Source organism: Nocardia sp. NPDC046473 (assembly GCF_040645995.1).
Classification (GTDB): domain Bacteria; phylum Actinomycetota; class Actinomycetes; order Mycobacteriales; family Mycobacteriaceae; genus Nocardia.
Genome location: NZ_JBEYZJ010000005.1, coordinates 212151 through 226703 on the forward strand (window position 1 = coordinate 212151; position 14553 = coordinate 226703).

At 64.8% G+C, this 14553-nt stretch carries 17 protein-coding genes; 6 read left to right on the plus strand and 11 right to left on the minus strand.

What is annotated here, in order from left to right:
* Window positions 1-188: 188 nt before the first annotated feature.
* On the plus strand, window positions 189-755 hold the full coding sequence (locus ABZ942_RS18805) for a hypothetical protein (RefSeq protein ID WP_357383559.1): 567 nt from the start codon (window positions 189-191) through the stop codon (window positions 753-755).
* A gap of 212 nt (window positions 756-967) precedes the next feature.
* On the opposite strand, the gene ABZ942_RS18810 is transcribed toward ABZ942_RS18805, so the two are convergent.
* The 3 genes from ABZ942_RS18810 to ABZ942_RS18820 all read right to left on the minus strand — a co-directional run bounded on the left by ABZ942_RS18810 (window position 968) and on the right by ABZ942_RS18820 (window position 4084).
* Window positions 968-2533 (minus strand): AMP-binding protein, encoded by a 1566-nt coding sequence (locus ABZ942_RS18810; RefSeq protein WP_357383561.1) that lies wholly within the window; start codon window positions 2531-2533, stop codon window positions 968-970.
* Window positions 2534-2662: 129 nt separating this feature from the next.
* Window positions 2663-3517 (minus strand): MBL fold metallo-hydrolase, encoded by an 855-nt coding sequence (locus tag ABZ942_RS18815; protein WP_357383563.1) that lies wholly within the window; start codon window positions 3515-3517, stop codon window positions 2663-2665.
* Window positions 3518-3520: 3 nt separating this feature from the next.
* On the minus strand, window positions 3521-4084 hold the full coding sequence (locus ABZ942_RS18820; protein ID WP_357383565.1) for an ester cyclase: 564 nt from the start codon (window positions 4082-4084) through the stop codon (window positions 3521-3523).
* A 115-nt stretch (window positions 4085-4199) separates the two neighbouring features.
* Here ABZ942_RS18820 and ABZ942_RS18825 point away from each other — a divergent pair, with 115 nt between their 5' ends.
* On the plus strand, window positions 4200-4892 hold the full coding sequence (locus ABZ942_RS18825; RefSeq protein WP_357383567.1) for a TetR family transcriptional regulator: 693 nt from the start codon (window positions 4200-4202) through the stop codon (window positions 4890-4892).
* 137 nt (window positions 4893-5029) lie between these two features.
* Here ABZ942_RS18825 and ABZ942_RS18830 read toward each other — a convergent pair whose 3' ends face one another.
* From ABZ942_RS18830 to ABZ942_RS18845, 4 genes are all read right to left on the minus strand, one after another.
* Entirely contained in the window at window positions 5030-5923 is an 894-nt protein-coding gene (locus ABZ942_RS18830) for a hypothetical protein (protein ID WP_357383569.1), read from the minus strand.
* 294 nt (window positions 5924-6217) lie between these two features.
* Complete coding sequence (locus tag ABZ942_RS18835; RefSeq protein ID WP_357383571.1) at window positions 6218-6631, minus strand: SgcJ/EcaC family oxidoreductase; 414 nt, start codon at window positions 6629-6631, stop codon at window positions 6218-6220.
* Between the two features lie 109 nt (window positions 6632-6740).
* Window positions 6741-7700, minus strand: coding sequence for a sigma-70 family RNA polymerase sigma factor (locus ABZ942_RS18840; protein ID WP_357383573.1), 960 nt, complete (start codon window positions 7698-7700; stop codon window positions 6741-6743).
* Window positions 7701-7748: 48 nt separating this feature from the next.
* Entirely contained in the window at window positions 7749-8183 is a 435-nt protein-coding gene (locus ABZ942_RS18845; protein ID WP_357383575.1) for a MarR family transcriptional regulator, read from the minus strand.
* Between the two features lie 104 nt (window positions 8184-8287).
* Here ABZ942_RS18845 and ABZ942_RS18850 point away from each other — a divergent pair, with 104 nt between their 5' ends.
* A complete protein-coding gene (locus ABZ942_RS18850) occupies window positions 8288-9838 on the plus strand; it encodes a nitrilase-related carbon-nitrogen hydrolase (RefSeq protein ID WP_357383576.1) in 1551 nt (516 codons plus the stop codon).
* A 10-nt stretch (window positions 9839-9848) separates the two neighbouring features.
* Here the strand turns inward: ABZ942_RS18850 and ABZ942_RS18855 are convergent, their stop codons facing one another.
* Both ABZ942_RS18855 and ABZ942_RS18860 read right to left on the minus strand, forming a co-directional pair.
* Complete coding sequence (locus ABZ942_RS18855) at window positions 9849-10385, minus strand: HIT family protein (RefSeq protein ID WP_357383578.1); 537 nt, start codon at window positions 10383-10385, stop codon at window positions 9849-9851.
* 273 nt (window positions 10386-10658) lie between these two features.
* Window positions 10659-11450 (minus strand): SDR family oxidoreductase, encoded by a 792-nt coding sequence (locus tag ABZ942_RS18860; RefSeq protein WP_357383580.1) that lies wholly within the window; start codon window positions 11448-11450, stop codon window positions 10659-10661.
* 303 nt (window positions 11451-11753) lie between these two features.
* Between ABZ942_RS18860 and ABZ942_RS18865 the strand changes: the two genes are divergently transcribed.
* Complete coding sequence (locus tag ABZ942_RS18865) at window positions 11754-12290, plus strand: hypothetical protein (RefSeq protein WP_357383582.1); 537 nt, start codon at window positions 11754-11756, stop codon at window positions 12288-12290.
* A 12-nt stretch (window positions 12291-12302) separates the two neighbouring features.
* Here ABZ942_RS18865 and ABZ942_RS18870 read toward each other — a convergent pair whose 3' ends face one another.
* The gene (locus ABZ942_RS18870) at window positions 12303-12698 is read right to left on the minus strand and encodes a nuclear transport factor 2 family protein (protein WP_357383583.1); all 396 of its coding nucleotides are present in this window, start codon (window positions 12696-12698) and stop codon (window positions 12303-12305) included.
* A gap of 84 nt (window positions 12699-12782) precedes the next feature.
* Between ABZ942_RS18870 and ABZ942_RS18875 the strand changes: the two genes are divergently transcribed.
* Both ABZ942_RS18875 and ABZ942_RS18880 read left to right on the plus strand, forming a co-directional pair.
* Entirely contained in the window at window positions 12783-13229 is a 447-nt protein-coding gene (locus ABZ942_RS18875; RefSeq protein ID WP_357383584.1) for a MarR family transcriptional regulator, read from the plus strand.
* A 63-nt stretch (window positions 13230-13292) separates the two neighbouring features.
* A complete protein-coding gene (locus ABZ942_RS18880; RefSeq protein WP_357383586.1) occupies window positions 13293-13520 on the plus strand; it encodes a hypothetical protein in 228 nt (75 codons plus the stop codon).
* A 15-nt stretch (window positions 13521-13535) separates the two neighbouring features.
* Here ABZ942_RS18880 and ABZ942_RS18885 read toward each other — a convergent pair whose 3' ends face one another.
* Window positions 13536-14411: an LLM class F420-dependent oxidoreductase gene (locus ABZ942_RS18885; RefSeq protein WP_357383588.1), complete on the minus strand. Its 876-nt coding sequence runs from the start codon at window positions 14409-14411 to the stop codon at window positions 13536-13538.
* Between the last annotated feature and the right edge of the window lie 142 nt (window positions 14412-14553).

Sequence of the window (14553 nt, forward strand, 5' to 3'; positions counted from 1 at the left end):
GGAGATCGACGCTGAACAACGAATCCGGGCTAAACCTAACCCAGTCCACAACGCAAAACCTTCAGGGGAATCCCCACTTGGAGACGGCCGCCGATGTCGTCGACAGCCTTCGGGAGGGGAGTGGGCTGAGGTTCCGAGCCCTCGACACGGGTCGAGGTGCGACGCCGATCATCAGCAAGGAATTCACGATGAATCTGTTGTCCAGAGTCAAGGTAATTGCGGGAGCATCCGTTCTCGCCGCGACGGTGCTGTCGATGAGCTCCGTGCCCGCTCAGGCTGGGCCTGCCGGGGCGGCGCCGGGTGCTGCTGCCCCGGGTGCCGCGGAGTTACGCAATACAGATTGTCCCGTCAGCAACCCGCTGATCACCTATCGGGTCCACGTTCAGGACTATGGCTGGCTGGGCCAGTCCTGTGACGGCTATGTTGCCGGCACGACCGGGGAATCCCGTCGGATCGAGAAGCTCGAAGTGCACGCGAATATCGGCTATCTCTGCCTCAAAGGCCACATCCAGGACCAAGGCGACGATCCTTATTGGAGCTGCCAAAGCGGGAGCGCCAGCGCGGTGACCGGAACCGAGGGGCTGGGGCGACGCCTGGAGGGCGTCCATATCAACATTGCCGATTCCCCGCCCATTTGTGCGGAAGCCCATGTGGAGGGCGACGGGTGGCAGGAGGCCAGGTGCGGTACCGATATCTGGGTGGGCACATCGGGGCAGGGCAAGCGGATGGAAGCCATAAAGATCTGGAAGCAGTAAGTAGCGTGGCGTAGCCGATTTCGGTGTCGCCGAAGGTCTTCCGGCGCGATTCGTGCTCGAGGTGGGACTGATGCCAACTATCGGGCACGAATTGCACCGGAACCGCGCTACGGCTGTCGGGAACCGATCTCGGCCTCACGTCGTTCGATCGGACTCCTGTCCGGTACGTCGAAGCCGACAGGTCGATCCGAACATCGGGCCGTCGACGAAAGTCACTGCACCCCGGATATACCTGTGGCGTAGCGGTTTCGGATCTGGCGCTTGTAAACCTTGCCGCTGTCGTCGCGGGGCAGTGACTGCACGATCTCGATGCGGGCGGGCACCTTGTAGTTCGCGAGTTGGCCGGACAGTGTTCGGCGGACCACGTCGGCGGTGAGGTTCGCACCGGGGCGGGGCAGGATGTGCGCGGCCACCATCTCGCCGAGGTCGCCGGTGTCGGGTATGCCGAACACGGCCACATCTTCGACGCCGTCTATCGCGGCAATGGCATTCTCGATTTCGGCGGGATAGATGTTCACTCCGCCCCGGATAACCACTTCGGCGTCCCGGCCGGTCAGATATAGGAAGCCGTCCTCATCGAGATAACCGAGGTCGCCGACCCACAGCATGCCCTCGACGGGGGAGTGCGGCGCGCCTTGGTTGAGGTACTCGAAGCGCGGCCAGTAGTCGGCCCCGCGTACCCAGACGCGGCCGATCTCACCGACCGGCAGCGCGTTGCCGTGCTCGTCGCCGATGTGCACGGCCGAGCCGTCGGTGGCGTGGCCGACGCTGCCGGGGTGGTCGAGCCATTCCGCGGCGCTGATCCAGGTGATCGTGCCTGCCTCGCTGCAGCCGTAGAACTCCCAGAGCGCATCGCCGAACAGGTCGATGGCGGCCCGCTTGAGTGCGGGCGGGCATGGTGCGGCGGAATGGATGACGTGGGTGAGGCTCGAAAGGTCGTAGGTGGCACGGACTTCGGCGGGCACGCTCAGAATGCGTGAGACCATCGTCGGCACGATCTTGACCTGCTGGATGCGATGGTGGTCGACCAATTGCAGGAACTTCTGGGCGTCCCATTTGGGCATGATCACGATGTCGGCGCCGATCCGTAATCCGAGCACGGCGACGGCGTTGGGGGAGGTGTGGTACAGCGGCCCGGCCACCAGCATCGGCACGCCGGGGGCCAGGCCCATCCGTTCGGCAGTGGCGCCTGCGATGCTCAGCAGCTGGTGCGGTGTCATCTGTTCCCGTGCAACACCTTTGGGTTTGCCCGTGGTGCCGGAAGTGTAGATGACGCCCATGGATTGGGCGATCGCGCCTTCGATGTGCCCGACGGGCTCGGGGTGGGCGGCGATCCAGTCTTCCAGCAAATCATGGCGGCCGGTGGGCTCGGCCAGGGCGAGGTTCCAGCCGCCCTCGGTGAGAAGCTCTGGGGGCATGGCGATTTCGACGATGCGGGCCTGGCTGCCCGCCAGTTCGCGAGCGGCTTCGAGGACGGGCACGAACTCGGTGTGCGAGAAGATCAGGCGCACTTGCGCGTCGGTGAGGACGTGCGCGACTTCGCTTGCGGTCCAACGGGTGTTGATCGGCAGCGGGTTGGCGCCGGTAGATGCGATACCGACCGAGACTTCGAGGAACTCGAGGTCGTTGCGAGCCATGATGACGCATTTGTCACCGCGATCGATGCCGGCGGCCAGGATCGCCGACCCGAGCCGGCCTGCGCGAAGCAAGGCTTCGGGCTGGGTGCGGGTGCGGGCGCCGCAGACGAGGGTCGGCGTTTTCGGCGGGGTATCGATCATGTCTGGGAGTCTGCCATCTGAACGATCGTGTGAGTTCGGCTGTATACGAAATCCGGTCGGCGTCGACAGCAGTTAGTTTCACGGAGCCGACATCGACTCTGTCGCAGCATGTTCCGCGACGAACGAGAACTAGCCGCCTGGTTGTTGAAGTCGATCGTCTTGGCGTCTGACCGCAACAGGCTCGTCGATCACCTCGAGTTGCTGGGCGCGGCGAAGGAGAGCGGGATCGTGCGCGTTGACGAGGAGTAGGTCGGGCGTCGGTGTCGCCCACAGCTCGGCGAGACGCTCGTGGTTGGCCCGGACGTCGGCCATGCTGTGCGCGACGACGCGCTCCATCATGGTCAGCGCCCGCGGTGTCCGGTCGGTGCCGTCTATCTGCCCGCGGTGGTAGAACGCGTCACCGGCGTGCAAGATCCATCGTTTGCCGGTGTCGACGGCGACGGCGGCATGGCCGCGGCTGTGCCCGGGCAGGCTGATCATGACAACGCCGGGCGCGATATCGGTGAGCTCTTCGGTGGCGGTGAAACCGTGCCACGGCTCGCCTTGTCCGGGTGTGTGCGGAACGTACGTCGGGTGATGGTCGTATTGCGTGGGCAGATACCGCCCTCTTTCGACGAAACCTCTCGGATGGAGTGCCGCATTCGCTTCGACTGCGGTGAGATGAACTCTCGCCCAGGGGAAGTCGGCGAGCCCGCCGCTGTGGTCGGCGTCGAAATGGGTGAGGACGACGTCGCGGACATCGCGCGGGTCGAAGCCGAGGCGTTCGATCTGCCGGATCGCGGTCTCGGTCTCGTCGAACTGCGGGCGGATGAAGAAGCGGCTCGGCCCGAACCGGGCGCCCGGTTCGGCGACGTCGCGCAGGCCTAGTCCGCTGTCGATCAGCGCGAGGCCGGTGTCGGTTTCCAGCAGCAGGACATGGCAGACCAAGCCCTCGGGTGTGCCCAGCGGGCGCATGGTGCCGCAGTTGAGGTGATGAACCTTCATCTGTCACGCACCGAGATTCGGTGGTGTGGTGGTGAGCAGGCGCGGATCCGGCGGGGGGCCTGCCGTGGCGATGGCGCCGGCTGCTGCTCGAGCGAGCGTGAGCAGCTCGCGGGGGTTGCGTTTGTCCAGTCCGCCCAGCAGTTGTTTCAGGATGGTGAGCTGGTCGAAGTAGATGCGTTCGATCGCCAGGTTCTCGTGTTCGTCGAACACGAAGTAGGCCGTCATCCTGGTCCGGTGGGTCGAGCCCGTCGGTGGGATCTTCCCCAGCGGCCCCAAATGCGTTCCGAGTAGCCAGAATTCGACGATCACCGCGTCGTGACTGTGTCGCAGCGCGATGATCTCGTGGTCCTGGTCGGGAAAGGCGCGGCGGGTGTCGCGGTAGTAGTCGCGGACCTCCTCGTCGCCGTCGTGGACGACCATCGGGGCGATCAGCTCGTAATGCGGGTGGGGGAACGTCGAAAGTGTTGCTTCCCAGTCCTGGAGCACCTCGTCGTGGAAGTGGTCGAGGACGAGTTTCTCCCGTGCGCGCAGGATGTCTTCGGCGGGCAAGGTGAATCGTGTCGACATCAATGACTCCTGGGAGACGCATGTGGACTTCGATATCCACAGCGTGGGTTTTATGTACCGCCGACCATATACCCACGGCGTGGATTTAATCAACGGTTTGCGGCAGGATGGCCTGATGACCAGTCACGCTGCACCGGCGCGCCGCGGGCGACCTCCGAAAGGTGCCGGCCAGCTCAGCCGTGCGGGAATCGTCGAGGCAACCCTCGACGTCATCGGCAACGAGGGAGTCGGCGCTGTCGGCATGCGAGCGGTGGCTCGAGTGCTCGGAGTCGATCCGAAAAGCTTGTACAACCACGTCGATGGCAAGGACGGGTTGCTCGACGCGGTTGCCGAACATCTCCTCGGCTCGATCGAATTGCCAACGCGCACTGGTGATCTCCGCCTGGATCTGCGTGCGATCGCCGACGCGTTCCGGCAGCGCGCGCTGGTGCATCCGGCAGCCGCGGCGTTGGTGCTCACCCGGCAATTGGGATCGGTGGAAGGGCTGGCGCCAACTCAGCTTGTCCTGGAGGTGCTCCGCGACGCGGGTTGCGACCCGGACCAAGCGGTCCACCTGTTGCGAACGATGTTGGCGACCCTTGTCGGCGCGCTGCTGCGGGAAGTGAACGCAGGCCCCACCTACGGAACCAGCGACCTCCCCGGCATCGCCGCACGCCGAGAGTCGTTGGAGCAGTCGGGATTACCCGCCGTCGCCGAGGCCGCTCCCTATCTGGCACGGTTCGACAGCCAGGCGGAATTCGACTTCGCGATGGACCTGACCCTCGACGCGCTCGTCGCCCGCATCAACGCCTCGGCGCCGAACAGCTGACGTCGTGCGTAAATGTCTTGCACAAATCCACGCCTGCCGGGTTCGGTGCACCGGGCGTGGGAACGATCGTGCCTGTTCTCGAATGCTGGCCCGGGCAACAGGGTGGCGATGCGGTGCGCTGTTGCGCCACAAGGGCTTCAGCGGGTTCGGGTCGGGCGGGGGAAGTCCCAGAACATCCGGGGGAGGAATCCGGCTCGGTACCAGTTGACGGTGAAATGGACGCAGAGTTCGGAGGTTACTTCGACAGGCTGTGGTGTTGCGACCGCGATGCTCGGGACCGGTGCGAATCCTGTTCCGGGTCGGCATTCCTGTGTGGCGCTGACGTTGCCGGGGTCGGGGGTGTTTTCGCTGTCGAGGGCGGAGGCGGCGAGCAGCCAGTTGCGATAGCGGCCGGTGGGCGTTGCGACGAGGGCTGAGGTGACATGAGTGTCTGGTCCGTCGGCGCGGATGTCGGTGATCGTCCACGAGAACCACGGCAACCGGTCCTTGTCGCCGGTGTGGGGGTGGCCGAGCGATATGTTCGCCGCCAGTAATTTCGGGTCGGCGACGTATGCGCTGATCTGGACCCACGTTGGGACGTCGGTCCCCACTGTCCCAACGGTTTTCAAGCACACGCGTCCGGTTCGGGTGGCGTCGGGGTCGACGAGTCCGGTGCGGGGGAGTGGGCTGCCGTCTTCGGGTGCGCAGTCGATAGTGTTCGGTCCGGTAGGAATGAACACGGCGCTGTTGGCGTCGCGGATTGCCGCGAAGAATCGCAACGCGGACAGATCCGCGAACCCGCTGGTGACGTTGTGAGCGTTCACCGTCACCACGTAACGGTCCGGATGGTCCGCAGGCCCGATTGTCGTGTAGTCGGAGAGCGTGATCGACCAGGGGCCGACCCGACTGTCGCTGGTCAACTCCTCGGCCGCGCGGGGAGGTGTTGCCGACTCAGCCGACCGGGACAGCCGGGCGGCGATGACTCCCACGACCGTCACCACCACAAGTAACACCACCACGGCCAGGACAATCATCCGTGGTCGCAGCGCCATGGCCGCATGGTGCCGGTCTGTCTGCCGCTGGTCATCTGACACGGAATCGGGCTGTTCTGTCATCACGGCCTAACCTGCTAGAACACGGGTTTCGGTCCGCTGATACGGACCGCTAGGTCTCATCGACACCCCTGCGTGCTGCGTTACCCACGCACATCATTGTTTGATCATCGCGCAGCTCGGTCATCAGTCACGAAGCGAACTCCACTGCGGAAGAGCGCAAATGATTGCCGAGCCAGATGGCCCTCATCCGTATTGGCGGATGAGGGCCATCTGGTCAGTTCACGCCGCGACTCACTGAGCAGACGCCAGTACCGGACTGTTGTGATAGGCGGCGATCAGCCACTGACCGTCGCGCTTCTCGAAGACCCACGTCGCGTTCACCTTGCGCTCATCACCGGGAACTTCGGTTTCACCGGCGAACAGGATGGCGGACTCGCTGATGACGAGCGCGGCGTCCTGGCCGAGGAAGCGGATGCTGAGCTGCTTGTTGTAGGTTGAACTGCCCGCGAGCGGCCCCTCGAAGGCCAGTGCCATGATGTGGCGGATCACCGCACGGCTGTCGCGGAGCGAGCCGGTCATGATGGCGGTCGCGTCCGTCGTGTAGTTGGCGACCATGGCGTCGGCGTCGCCCGCCGCCCACGCCTTGTAGGAATCGGAAAGCACGGCCTGGATTGCGGCCTCGTCGGCGGCACGATTGTTCGACATCGAAGTCTCCCTTGTTGATCGGCTCGCCTGGTGTGTTCCGGCGAACTCGGGAGTACATACCGGCGGCGGCGTCCGAACTCATCGCGCTCGCCGGAAAGAAATCTCGGGTCTACGCGTCGACTCGGTCCGCCAGGCCGAAAGCCGCGAAAACCGCGGGATCCTGGAACACCGAATTCCGGCTGATGCCCTCGGCGGTGACGGTGAAGATCTGGAGGGTGTGCAGTTCGTACCGGCCATCGACGCGCCGATAGGCGGCGAACCCGGGTTGGCCGCCGTTGGCGGTTACCCGCTGGAGCGACCAGTCCTTCCCTGCCGCCTCGAAGACCCAATCCATGAAAAGGCCGTAGTTGTCGCGGCCCGCGAACCAGTTGAGCATCGGCGGCATCTCCATGATGACGTCCTCGGTGAGCAGCCGCTTGAGGCCCTCGACGTCGGCGTGCGCGAACGCCGTCATATAGCGCTCGACCCAGGCTCGCTGCTCGGCCGTGGACGGCTCGGTGACCCGTTCCGGCCCGACGTCGATCCCGTTCAGGCGAGTGCGTGCCCGCTGCAGCGAGCTGTTCACCGATACGACGGTGGTGCCGAGGATTTCCGCCGTCTCGGCCGCGGAGAAGCTGAGCACCTCACGCAGGATCAGCGCACCGCGCTGCCGCGCCGACAGGTGCTGCAGAGCGGAGGCGAATGCCAAACGCAGGGTGCTGTGATCGATCGCGGTCCCCGCCGGATCGCCGTTGTCCAGCAACGAATCCGGTAAGGGCTGCAGCCAGGCGTGTTCTCCTCGGACGAGCGGCCCGAGCGGATCCGCCGGGGCCACGAGCCCCGAGGGCAGCGGTCGGCCGCCGCGACGCTGCAGCGCGGTCAGGCAGACGTTGGTCGCGATCCGGTAGAGCCAGGTGCGCAATGAGCTGCGCGTATCGTCGTACTGCTCGCGCGCCCGCCAGGCCCGCAAATACGTGTCCTGGACCAGGTCTTCGGCGTCGTGCGCCGAGCCGAGCATGCGGTAGCAGTACGCCAGCAGCTCCGTCCGGAACGGTTCGATCCGATGATCGAAGCCGTCATCTCTCGTCATCACGCCTCGTCTCCACTGCCGTCAGCACCATACCGGTTTGCTCGCCGCCTATTTCGGTCGTGCGGCCTTGGTCAGTAGTCGGCTGAGTTGGCGCTGCTCTGTCGGGCTGAGGTGGGTAATGGGTGACTGGGTGCGCATTGCCGTTCCGAGTTGTCGCCGTACTTCGAGGCCGCGCTCGGTGAGGGTCACGATCTTGGCGCGCCGGTTCGCCGGATCGACCTCTCGGGTGATCAGGCCCTTGTCCTGGAGGCGGTCGGCGAGGAAGGTCACCGTGGACGGGTCGCAGCCGAGGCTGGCGGCGAGTTGCCGCATCGACGGGGTCGCGGACGGCTCGATCTTCCACAGGGTGTTGGCCATGACGGCGGTCAGCCCCAGTTCTCCGACGGTGTCGGCCAGTAGCGCATTGGTCTGCTCGGCCACGACGAAAACCAGGTCCAGCACGTCATAGATCAGCGATTCTTCCGCGTCTGCCTGCTTCGCCACCACTCGACAATACTTGGTCGCTCAAACACTTGACAACTCCAAGTATTGGCGTGAGAGACTGCCAACGCTTGGACGATCCAAGTATTTGATTCAGGAGATCTCGAATGACCACGGGCACAAGCAATCTGCGATCCGACCCCGATGCGCCGTCCAGCAATTCGCCGAGCGTCCGGCGACCGCCGGATCGGTGGCGTTATCTGTGGCTGGGCGCCGGTGCGATCCTGTCGTTGTTCGCGGTCAACGGTCGATGGGACATCCCGTTGGCCGCTTGGCTGTTTTCGATTCTGCTGCTGCGTTTTTCGCGAACCAGCCGGGTGCCCGTCGGCATCGGTCTGGTCTGGCTCGTCAGTGTTGGGGCCGCGATGTTCTTTCTGTGGCACGTTGCCGTTCCGCTGACGGGCATGACAGCACTGGGCGGGCTGGCCTTCGGTACCGTGCTCGCCCTGCCCTACCTGGCGGACCGCCTGCTCGCGCCGCGGCTCGGCACGGTCGCAAGCCTGCTGTTGTTCCCGTTGGCGCTGGCGGCGTGCGAGTTCGTGCTGGGAGTCTTCGGTCCGTTCGGTACGGCCTACGGTCTGCTCGCCGACACGCAGTACGCCAATCCTGCTCTGCTGCAGGTGATCTCACTGACCGGTCCGTACTCTGTCGGGCTTCTCATCGGCGCCTTCGCCACCGTGGTGAACCATGTGTGGGAGCGCCCGCTGTCCTGGCGCACCGCTCGCGTGCCCGTCGTCTACGCGGCCGTGCTCGGCATCGTGATCGTCGGCGGCAGTGCACGTTTGGCGTTCTTTCCGGTATCTACCGCCCAGACCGTACGCATCGCCGGTATCAATCCCAGCACGGCGGCTTTGGACGTCGAAATGAAGGCACTCGGCCAACCCGGATTCGACCCGTTGAACATACCTCGGTTCGACCCGGCCACCGTGCCACTGGAATCGAAGGCGGTGATCGACGGACTGTTCAACGACACCCGGCGAGCCGCTCGAGCCGACGCGAAAATCGTTGTCTGGTCGGAGAATGCGGCCAGGATTTCGGTCTCGGACGAACCGGCGTTCCTCGCCGCCGCGCAGGCCGTCGCCCGAGACGAGCAGGTGTATCTGGACGTCGCCGTCAACGTCTACCTGCCGACCGCACCCTACGGTCGCGACGAGGCCCATTTCATCGGCCCGGACGGGGCCCTGCTCTGGACCTACCAGAAGGCCCATCCGATTCCGGGCCTGGAGACCTACACCCCCGGTGACGGAAAGGTGCCCGTGGTGAGCACCCCGTACGGTCGAATCGCGAACGTAATCTGTTACGACGCAGACTTTCCCGCCATGATGCACGCCGAGGCCGACATCATGCTGGTGCCGGGCGGTGACTGGCCACAGTTCGGCCGACTGCACACCCAGATGTCGAGCCTGCGCGCGATCGAGAACGGCTACGCACTGGTCCGCCAGGACTTCAACGGTTGGTCGGCCGCCTACACCCCACACGGACAACCCATCTCCACCCAGGACACCACCGTCGACCACGACCCATGGATCGTGGACGTCCCAACCCGCGGCACCACCACGCCCTACCGACTCACCGGCGACATCGTCGCCTGGCTATGCCTGGCAGGCACACTCGTGCTGACGGGCATCGCACTGATCCCGCGACGCTCGGCAACATGACAGGCCGCGGTTACGCCTGCGAGTTGTTCGGCTGAGCCAGGGCGGACATGCCGGCTCCGATCCGCTGTGCCAGTTCATCGCGCTCTGCCTGTGCGATGACGAGGTAGTCGGGTTTGTCGACTGCGGCGAACTGCTGTTCGCGGAAGGGGATTCCGGGTGGGAGCGGTGCCAGGTGCCAGTGCACGTGGGCGACGCCTTGCATGCTGCCGAAGCTGAATACGTACAGGCGTTCGGTGGGTGTGATCTGGGTGAGGACGCGACCGAGGCGATGGACACGTAGCTGGAGTGCGAGGTAGTCGTCCTCGGTGAAGTCCGAGACGACATTTGTCGCGTGGCGTCGGGGTGCGAGCAAGCAGTAGGCGTAGAGGCGCGGAAAGGGCGGAATGAACACGATGCAGTGTTCGTCACGGTAGGCGACGGTTTCGCGGGTGCGAGTCGTATTCTCGTCGGCCAGTTCGCAGATGAAACACTGACCGGCGGCGTTCTCGGCTTGGATTCTGGCCAGGTAGGCGTTGGTATCGATCGTCCCGGTCTGCCTGTCGGCCACAGTGCTGGATGTTCCAGGGTCTTGTACCGATGTGCTCTGTGGCTCCATAACTATCGTTGCTCCCTTTCGTGGTGCCCGACTCATGCTCAGTCGCTGGCACGACTCCTGGAAGGTCAACGGGCCGAGATCATCTCGGCCCGTTCACCGGCTCCATAAGCAGGCCCCTTGCCGAGTATCCGATCTTAGGATGGCGCGTAGGCCCGTCGAGGTGTCCAACTAGCCGAATTGAGCTGGTTCGGCGGTCGAGACAAGGATCGCCGCAACATAGTTCTGTCAGCGCCAGTGGTGGTCACCGAGTACTACAGCTTCCGAACCTCCGTCGGCGAAGATGATTTGACCGGTCACGAAACGGTTGCCCTCGCCGGCAAGCCAGCAGATGAGTTCGGCAACCCATTCCGGTCGTCCCGGGAACCCGCCGAAAGGTTGCGGCGCAGCGGTTTCGACGGCCCTACGCACTTCGTCATCGGCGAAAATCCACGCAGCCGCCGGGGTGTCGACGACACCAGAAGCAACGACATTGAGGGCGATGCCAGCTCCGGCCCACTCCGCGGTTGGGGCGACCGTGCGCACCCAGCGATTCAAGGCGCGCTTGGCAATCCCGTAACCACCCGTCGCGCCACCGGCAGCCGGATCGGCGGCCAGATATGCGACAGCGGTGGCCTCGTCTCCAGCAAGGCATGCCTGCATGATGCGCTCGTCCGCCGGTGCCAGCGACGATGTCGACGACACGGCCACCGCGCGAGGCGCGGGACTCTGTGTCAGCAGCGGGCGAAGCCCGTTCAGCGTCGCCACAGCGCCGAAGTAGTTCGTTTCCAGCAGGCCGGTCTTTCCACCACCAGCGATCGCCAGGACCGCATCGATCGGTCCGTACTCGCTCACCTGGTCAACAAGAGACTGCCGACCACTCGGCGTGGACAAGTCGGCCCGCACCTCGGCATTATCGAGATCGCAGCCGATGACCTTGGCGCCGCGTTCGCGAAGCAGCGCGGCAGTCGCAGCGCCGATACCCGACGCCGAACCGGTTACCACACAGGTACGCCCGGCGAACTCACCCTGCGACGCCATCGCATCCTCTCCTGCCCACCCGACCGACATCACACGCCTACGCGTCCCGATGCCGGGATAACCCCATCACCCTAAGCAACGACTGCCGCCGCACGCATCAGGACCAACCAAGATCCATTGCACCCCAGAACATCCGCTAGCCGCTGTGCGCGCGATGCGGATACGTTCGCCACCCCCCGCCCCTCGGCTAGTGACTGTACAAACAACGGTGTAACTCCGAAACAGGGAGTGGCACATGAACTCCGGCGGATCCCGGTGTGGTGTGGGTGCGGGATCGGCTCTGATCGTGGCATTGTGGACTGGGTGAGCAGGTTGCCCTTTGCCGCCGACAACGATTTTCGCGTGTGGCGATACGGGGTCGGCCACAGTGAATTATTGTTGCGCGGCTACGGCTTTGGGGATTTCGAGTGCCGGGATGAGATCTGTTTCGATGGTGTAGAGCGGATGGAACTGGACTCGCGCTTTACCGGTGGGTTGACCATCACGCCCGTGTCCAGCCACGGTGACTTGGATGACAGTGCGCCTCTGCCATTGTTGCTGTTGGAGCTGGTAGGTGGCGTGTTCGGGGCCGGTTTCGTCGCGTGTCGCATGGTCACCGCTCGGCGCTTCCGGCGGGAAGGTGATGGCGTCGTGTCCGACAGCATGCTGTTCCGGGAGAGTGCCGGTAACTCGGTGCACGGCGTGGGTGGCGTACCTCCCGGTCCCGGTGAGAGGGCTTTCGGTATACCGGTGCTACGCAGGTATGCGCCTGAAAAGCACACGACGGCGCGGTTCCCGCCGCCGCGGACCGGTGGAGGCCACGTGCAGGTTGCTGGCGACGATGATGAGGCTCGTGGCTAGATTTCAAGCAGGTCAGCGGGCACTGCCCAGGTGCTGGTCCCCTTCGCCGCCGGAGAGCATGCTGGTGGTTTCGATGATCTGCTGGAAACGACCGTCTGGGGTCAATTCGGCGAAGACCAGCACCTCGAAGGCGACTGCACTGCCGTCGATCTTGTTGGCGTGGACGGTGTGCCGGTCGGCGTAGCGATCGCCGACGATCAGTTCGTCGTGCACCTCGACGTGTCCGCCGACGAGAACCTCGCGCAGATGCGTGATGTGCGCGGCGAATTCGGCGCGGTCGCTCCATACGCCGTCGGTGCGTTGGCGATAGCCGTCGGCGAAGTGACGCGTGACAGCGGAGTCGACATCGAGCTGTCGGTCGAACAGCAGGTCGTTGAGCGCGGTGGCAATGCTGGTGGTGCCGGACATAAGAACTCTCCAATCAGATGCGTGCTTCGTGCACGCATCTCAGGCTACAACATATGCGTGCTCGGTGCACGCTATTCTGGAAACATGTCACACCAGGGACCCGGCGCTCGCGTCGCCGACGCCATCGCGGAGCTGCTGCGCAGGCGGACGAGGGAGGGGATCTACGCCGAACTCACCGAAGGATTGGACCCGGCGGTCGACACGGCGACCTATCCGGTACTCAGTGCCCTGGGCCGCTTCGGCCCACGCAGTGCGGCCGCGCTGGCTGCCGAGATCGGCCTGGACCGGTCGGTGACCAGCCGCCACGCCACCCGACTCGAGCGGGCCGGACTGGTGCGGCGCTCACCGGATCCGGCCGACGCCAGAGCCACCCTGCTCAGCTTGACCGAACCCGGGCAGCGAGCGGTCGATGTGATGCGTGACCGGCTAGCCCGCCGCTTCGACCAGCATCTCGCCGCGTGGCCCGAGTCCGAAGCACAGGCGTTCGCCGCAGCCCTGACCCGGTTCGTCCGCGAGGAACCATTCGGCTGAGCCGACCGGCCACGGCTTCCAGACCGGGTAAGTCGTCTCGACCACAATGCTGAATGTCATTCTGTGACAACAGGGTCCACAGAAGGCCGCGGACCGTGGGGTACTCAACTGACATCAGGTTGGGCGTTCAGATACACCACGAGATCACAGGGCAGGCCGGACACCTTCTACGGCGACCGGGCCGGACAGTTCATCGATCTGTACGGCCACCGTTGGGGCGTGTTCAAACATCTTCGTACGGTCGCACCGGAGGAGATCGTCGCCGCCGCGGCCGAGATGTTCGGTCGGTAGACGCTGGAGCAGGACCTACTTCAGCAGTTCGATCACGGGCGCGAAGGCTTCCAGGTCCGGTTCCATCATCGTGAAGTAGGTGACCCCGTAGCGGTCGCGGCATTCACGCACACTGTCGGCGATCTGCTGGGGCGTGCCGACCAAAACACCGGGTGCGGTGCGGATTCGGTCCTCGGTGAAGCCGGGCTGGAACTGGCGCACCCGATCGATCACGGTGTTCCACTCGGTCGGGACGCCTACCGCCCATACCAGCAGGTTGAGTTCCACCTGATCGCGCCGCTCGCCGAGCAGGCCGCGGACGTAGTCGGCGCGTTCGGTGAGTTCGTCCGGGGTCATGGCGTTCGGCAGGCCGGTCTTCGGCATTGCGGCACCGGGTAGGGCGATCACATCGGCGTGCTGAGCGGCGATGCGTAGCAGGCGGTTTCCCGATCCGGCGATCATCAGCGGCGGGCCTTGCGGCCGCGTGGGCGCCGGTTGATAGTCGAGGTCGGCGTACAGTTTGCGCAGGGTGAGCACGGTCTGCTCGAGGTGCTCGACGCGGGCGCCCGGGCTGGGCATCGGTATCCCCGCGGCGTCGAATTCTGCCTTGACGTATCCCGCGCCTAACCCTAATTCCAGTCTGCCGCCGCTGAATTGGTCCAGTGCGGCGACGTCACGGGCCAGCAGCGTCGGATTGTAGAACGGCGTGTTCAACACGAAGGTGCCCAGCGTGATTCGTTCGGTCGCCTCCGCGACCAGCGACAACGCCGGAAAGGGAGCGATCAGCCCGAGATGGTCGGGCACCGAAAGCACGTCGTACCCGAGCGCCTCCGCCCGGCGGGCCTTGTTCGCCCACTGGGCATGCGACCCGGGGAAAGCCATGCTGATACCGAAACGGAACTCATTGACCATGATCTCGAACGTAGCAGGCTGCGACAACCGACGAAGCCGGTCAACTGGTTGAATAACTCCGCCGACGGGCGGGGCGGAGCAGCCGATCAGCGTCTGTGCCGCATTCGGGTCGACTACTTCCTCCGTCTGGGGATTCGACAGG

Excerpts from the sequence above, each read along its gene's own strand:
- ABZ942_RS18870 (WP_357383583.1), bottom strand. The coding sequence starts at position 12,698 with ATGTCCGGCACCACCAGCATTGCCACCGCGCTCAACGACCTGCTGTTC.
- ABZ942_RS18850 (WP_357383576.1), top strand. The coding sequence starts at position 8,288 with ATGACCACGGGCACAAGCAATCTGCGATCCGACCCCGATGCGCCGTCC.
- ABZ942_RS18840 (WP_357383573.1), bottom strand. The coding sequence starts at position 7,700 with ATGACGAGAGATGACGGCTTCGATCATCGGATCGAACCGTTCCGGACG.
- ABZ942_RS18810 (WP_357383561.1), bottom strand. The coding sequence starts at position 2,533 with ATGATCGATACCCCGCCGAAAACGCCGACCCTCGTCTGCGGCGCCCGC.
- ABZ942_RS18885 (WP_357383588.1), bottom strand. The coding sequence starts at position 14,411 with ATGGTCAATGAGTTCCGTTTCGGTATCAGCATGGCTTTCCCCGGGTCG.
- ABZ942_RS18860 (WP_357383580.1), bottom strand. The coding sequence starts at position 11,450 with ATGGCGTCGCAGGGTGAGTTCGCCGGGCGTACCTGTGTGGTAACCGGT.
- ABZ942_RS18815 (WP_357383563.1), bottom strand. The coding sequence starts at position 3,517 with ATGAAGGTTCATCACCTCAACTGCGGCACCATGCGCCCGCTGGGCACA.
- ABZ942_RS18820 (WP_357383565.1), bottom strand. The coding sequence starts at position 4,084 with ATGTCGACACGATTCACCTTGCCCGCCGAAGACATCCTGCGCGCACGG.
- ABZ942_RS18875 (WP_357383584.1), top strand. The coding sequence starts at position 12,783 with ATGTCACACCAGGGACCCGGCGCTCGCGTCGCCGACGCCATCGCGGAG.
- ABZ942_RS18835 (WP_357383571.1), bottom strand. The coding sequence starts at position 6,631 with ATGTCGAACAATCGTGCCGCCGACGAGGCCGCAATCCAGGCCGTGCTT.
- ABZ942_RS18805 (WP_357383559.1), top strand. The coding sequence starts at position 189 with ATGAATCTGTTGTCCAGAGTCAAGGTAATTGCGGGAGCATCCGTTCTC.
- ABZ942_RS18830 (WP_357383569.1), bottom strand. The coding sequence starts at position 5,923 with ATGGCGCTGCGACCACGGATGATTGTCCTGGCCGTGGTGGTGTTACTT.
- ABZ942_RS18825 (WP_357383567.1), top strand. The coding sequence starts at position 4,200 with ATGACCAGTCACGCTGCACCGGCGCGCCGCGGGCGACCTCCGAAAGGT.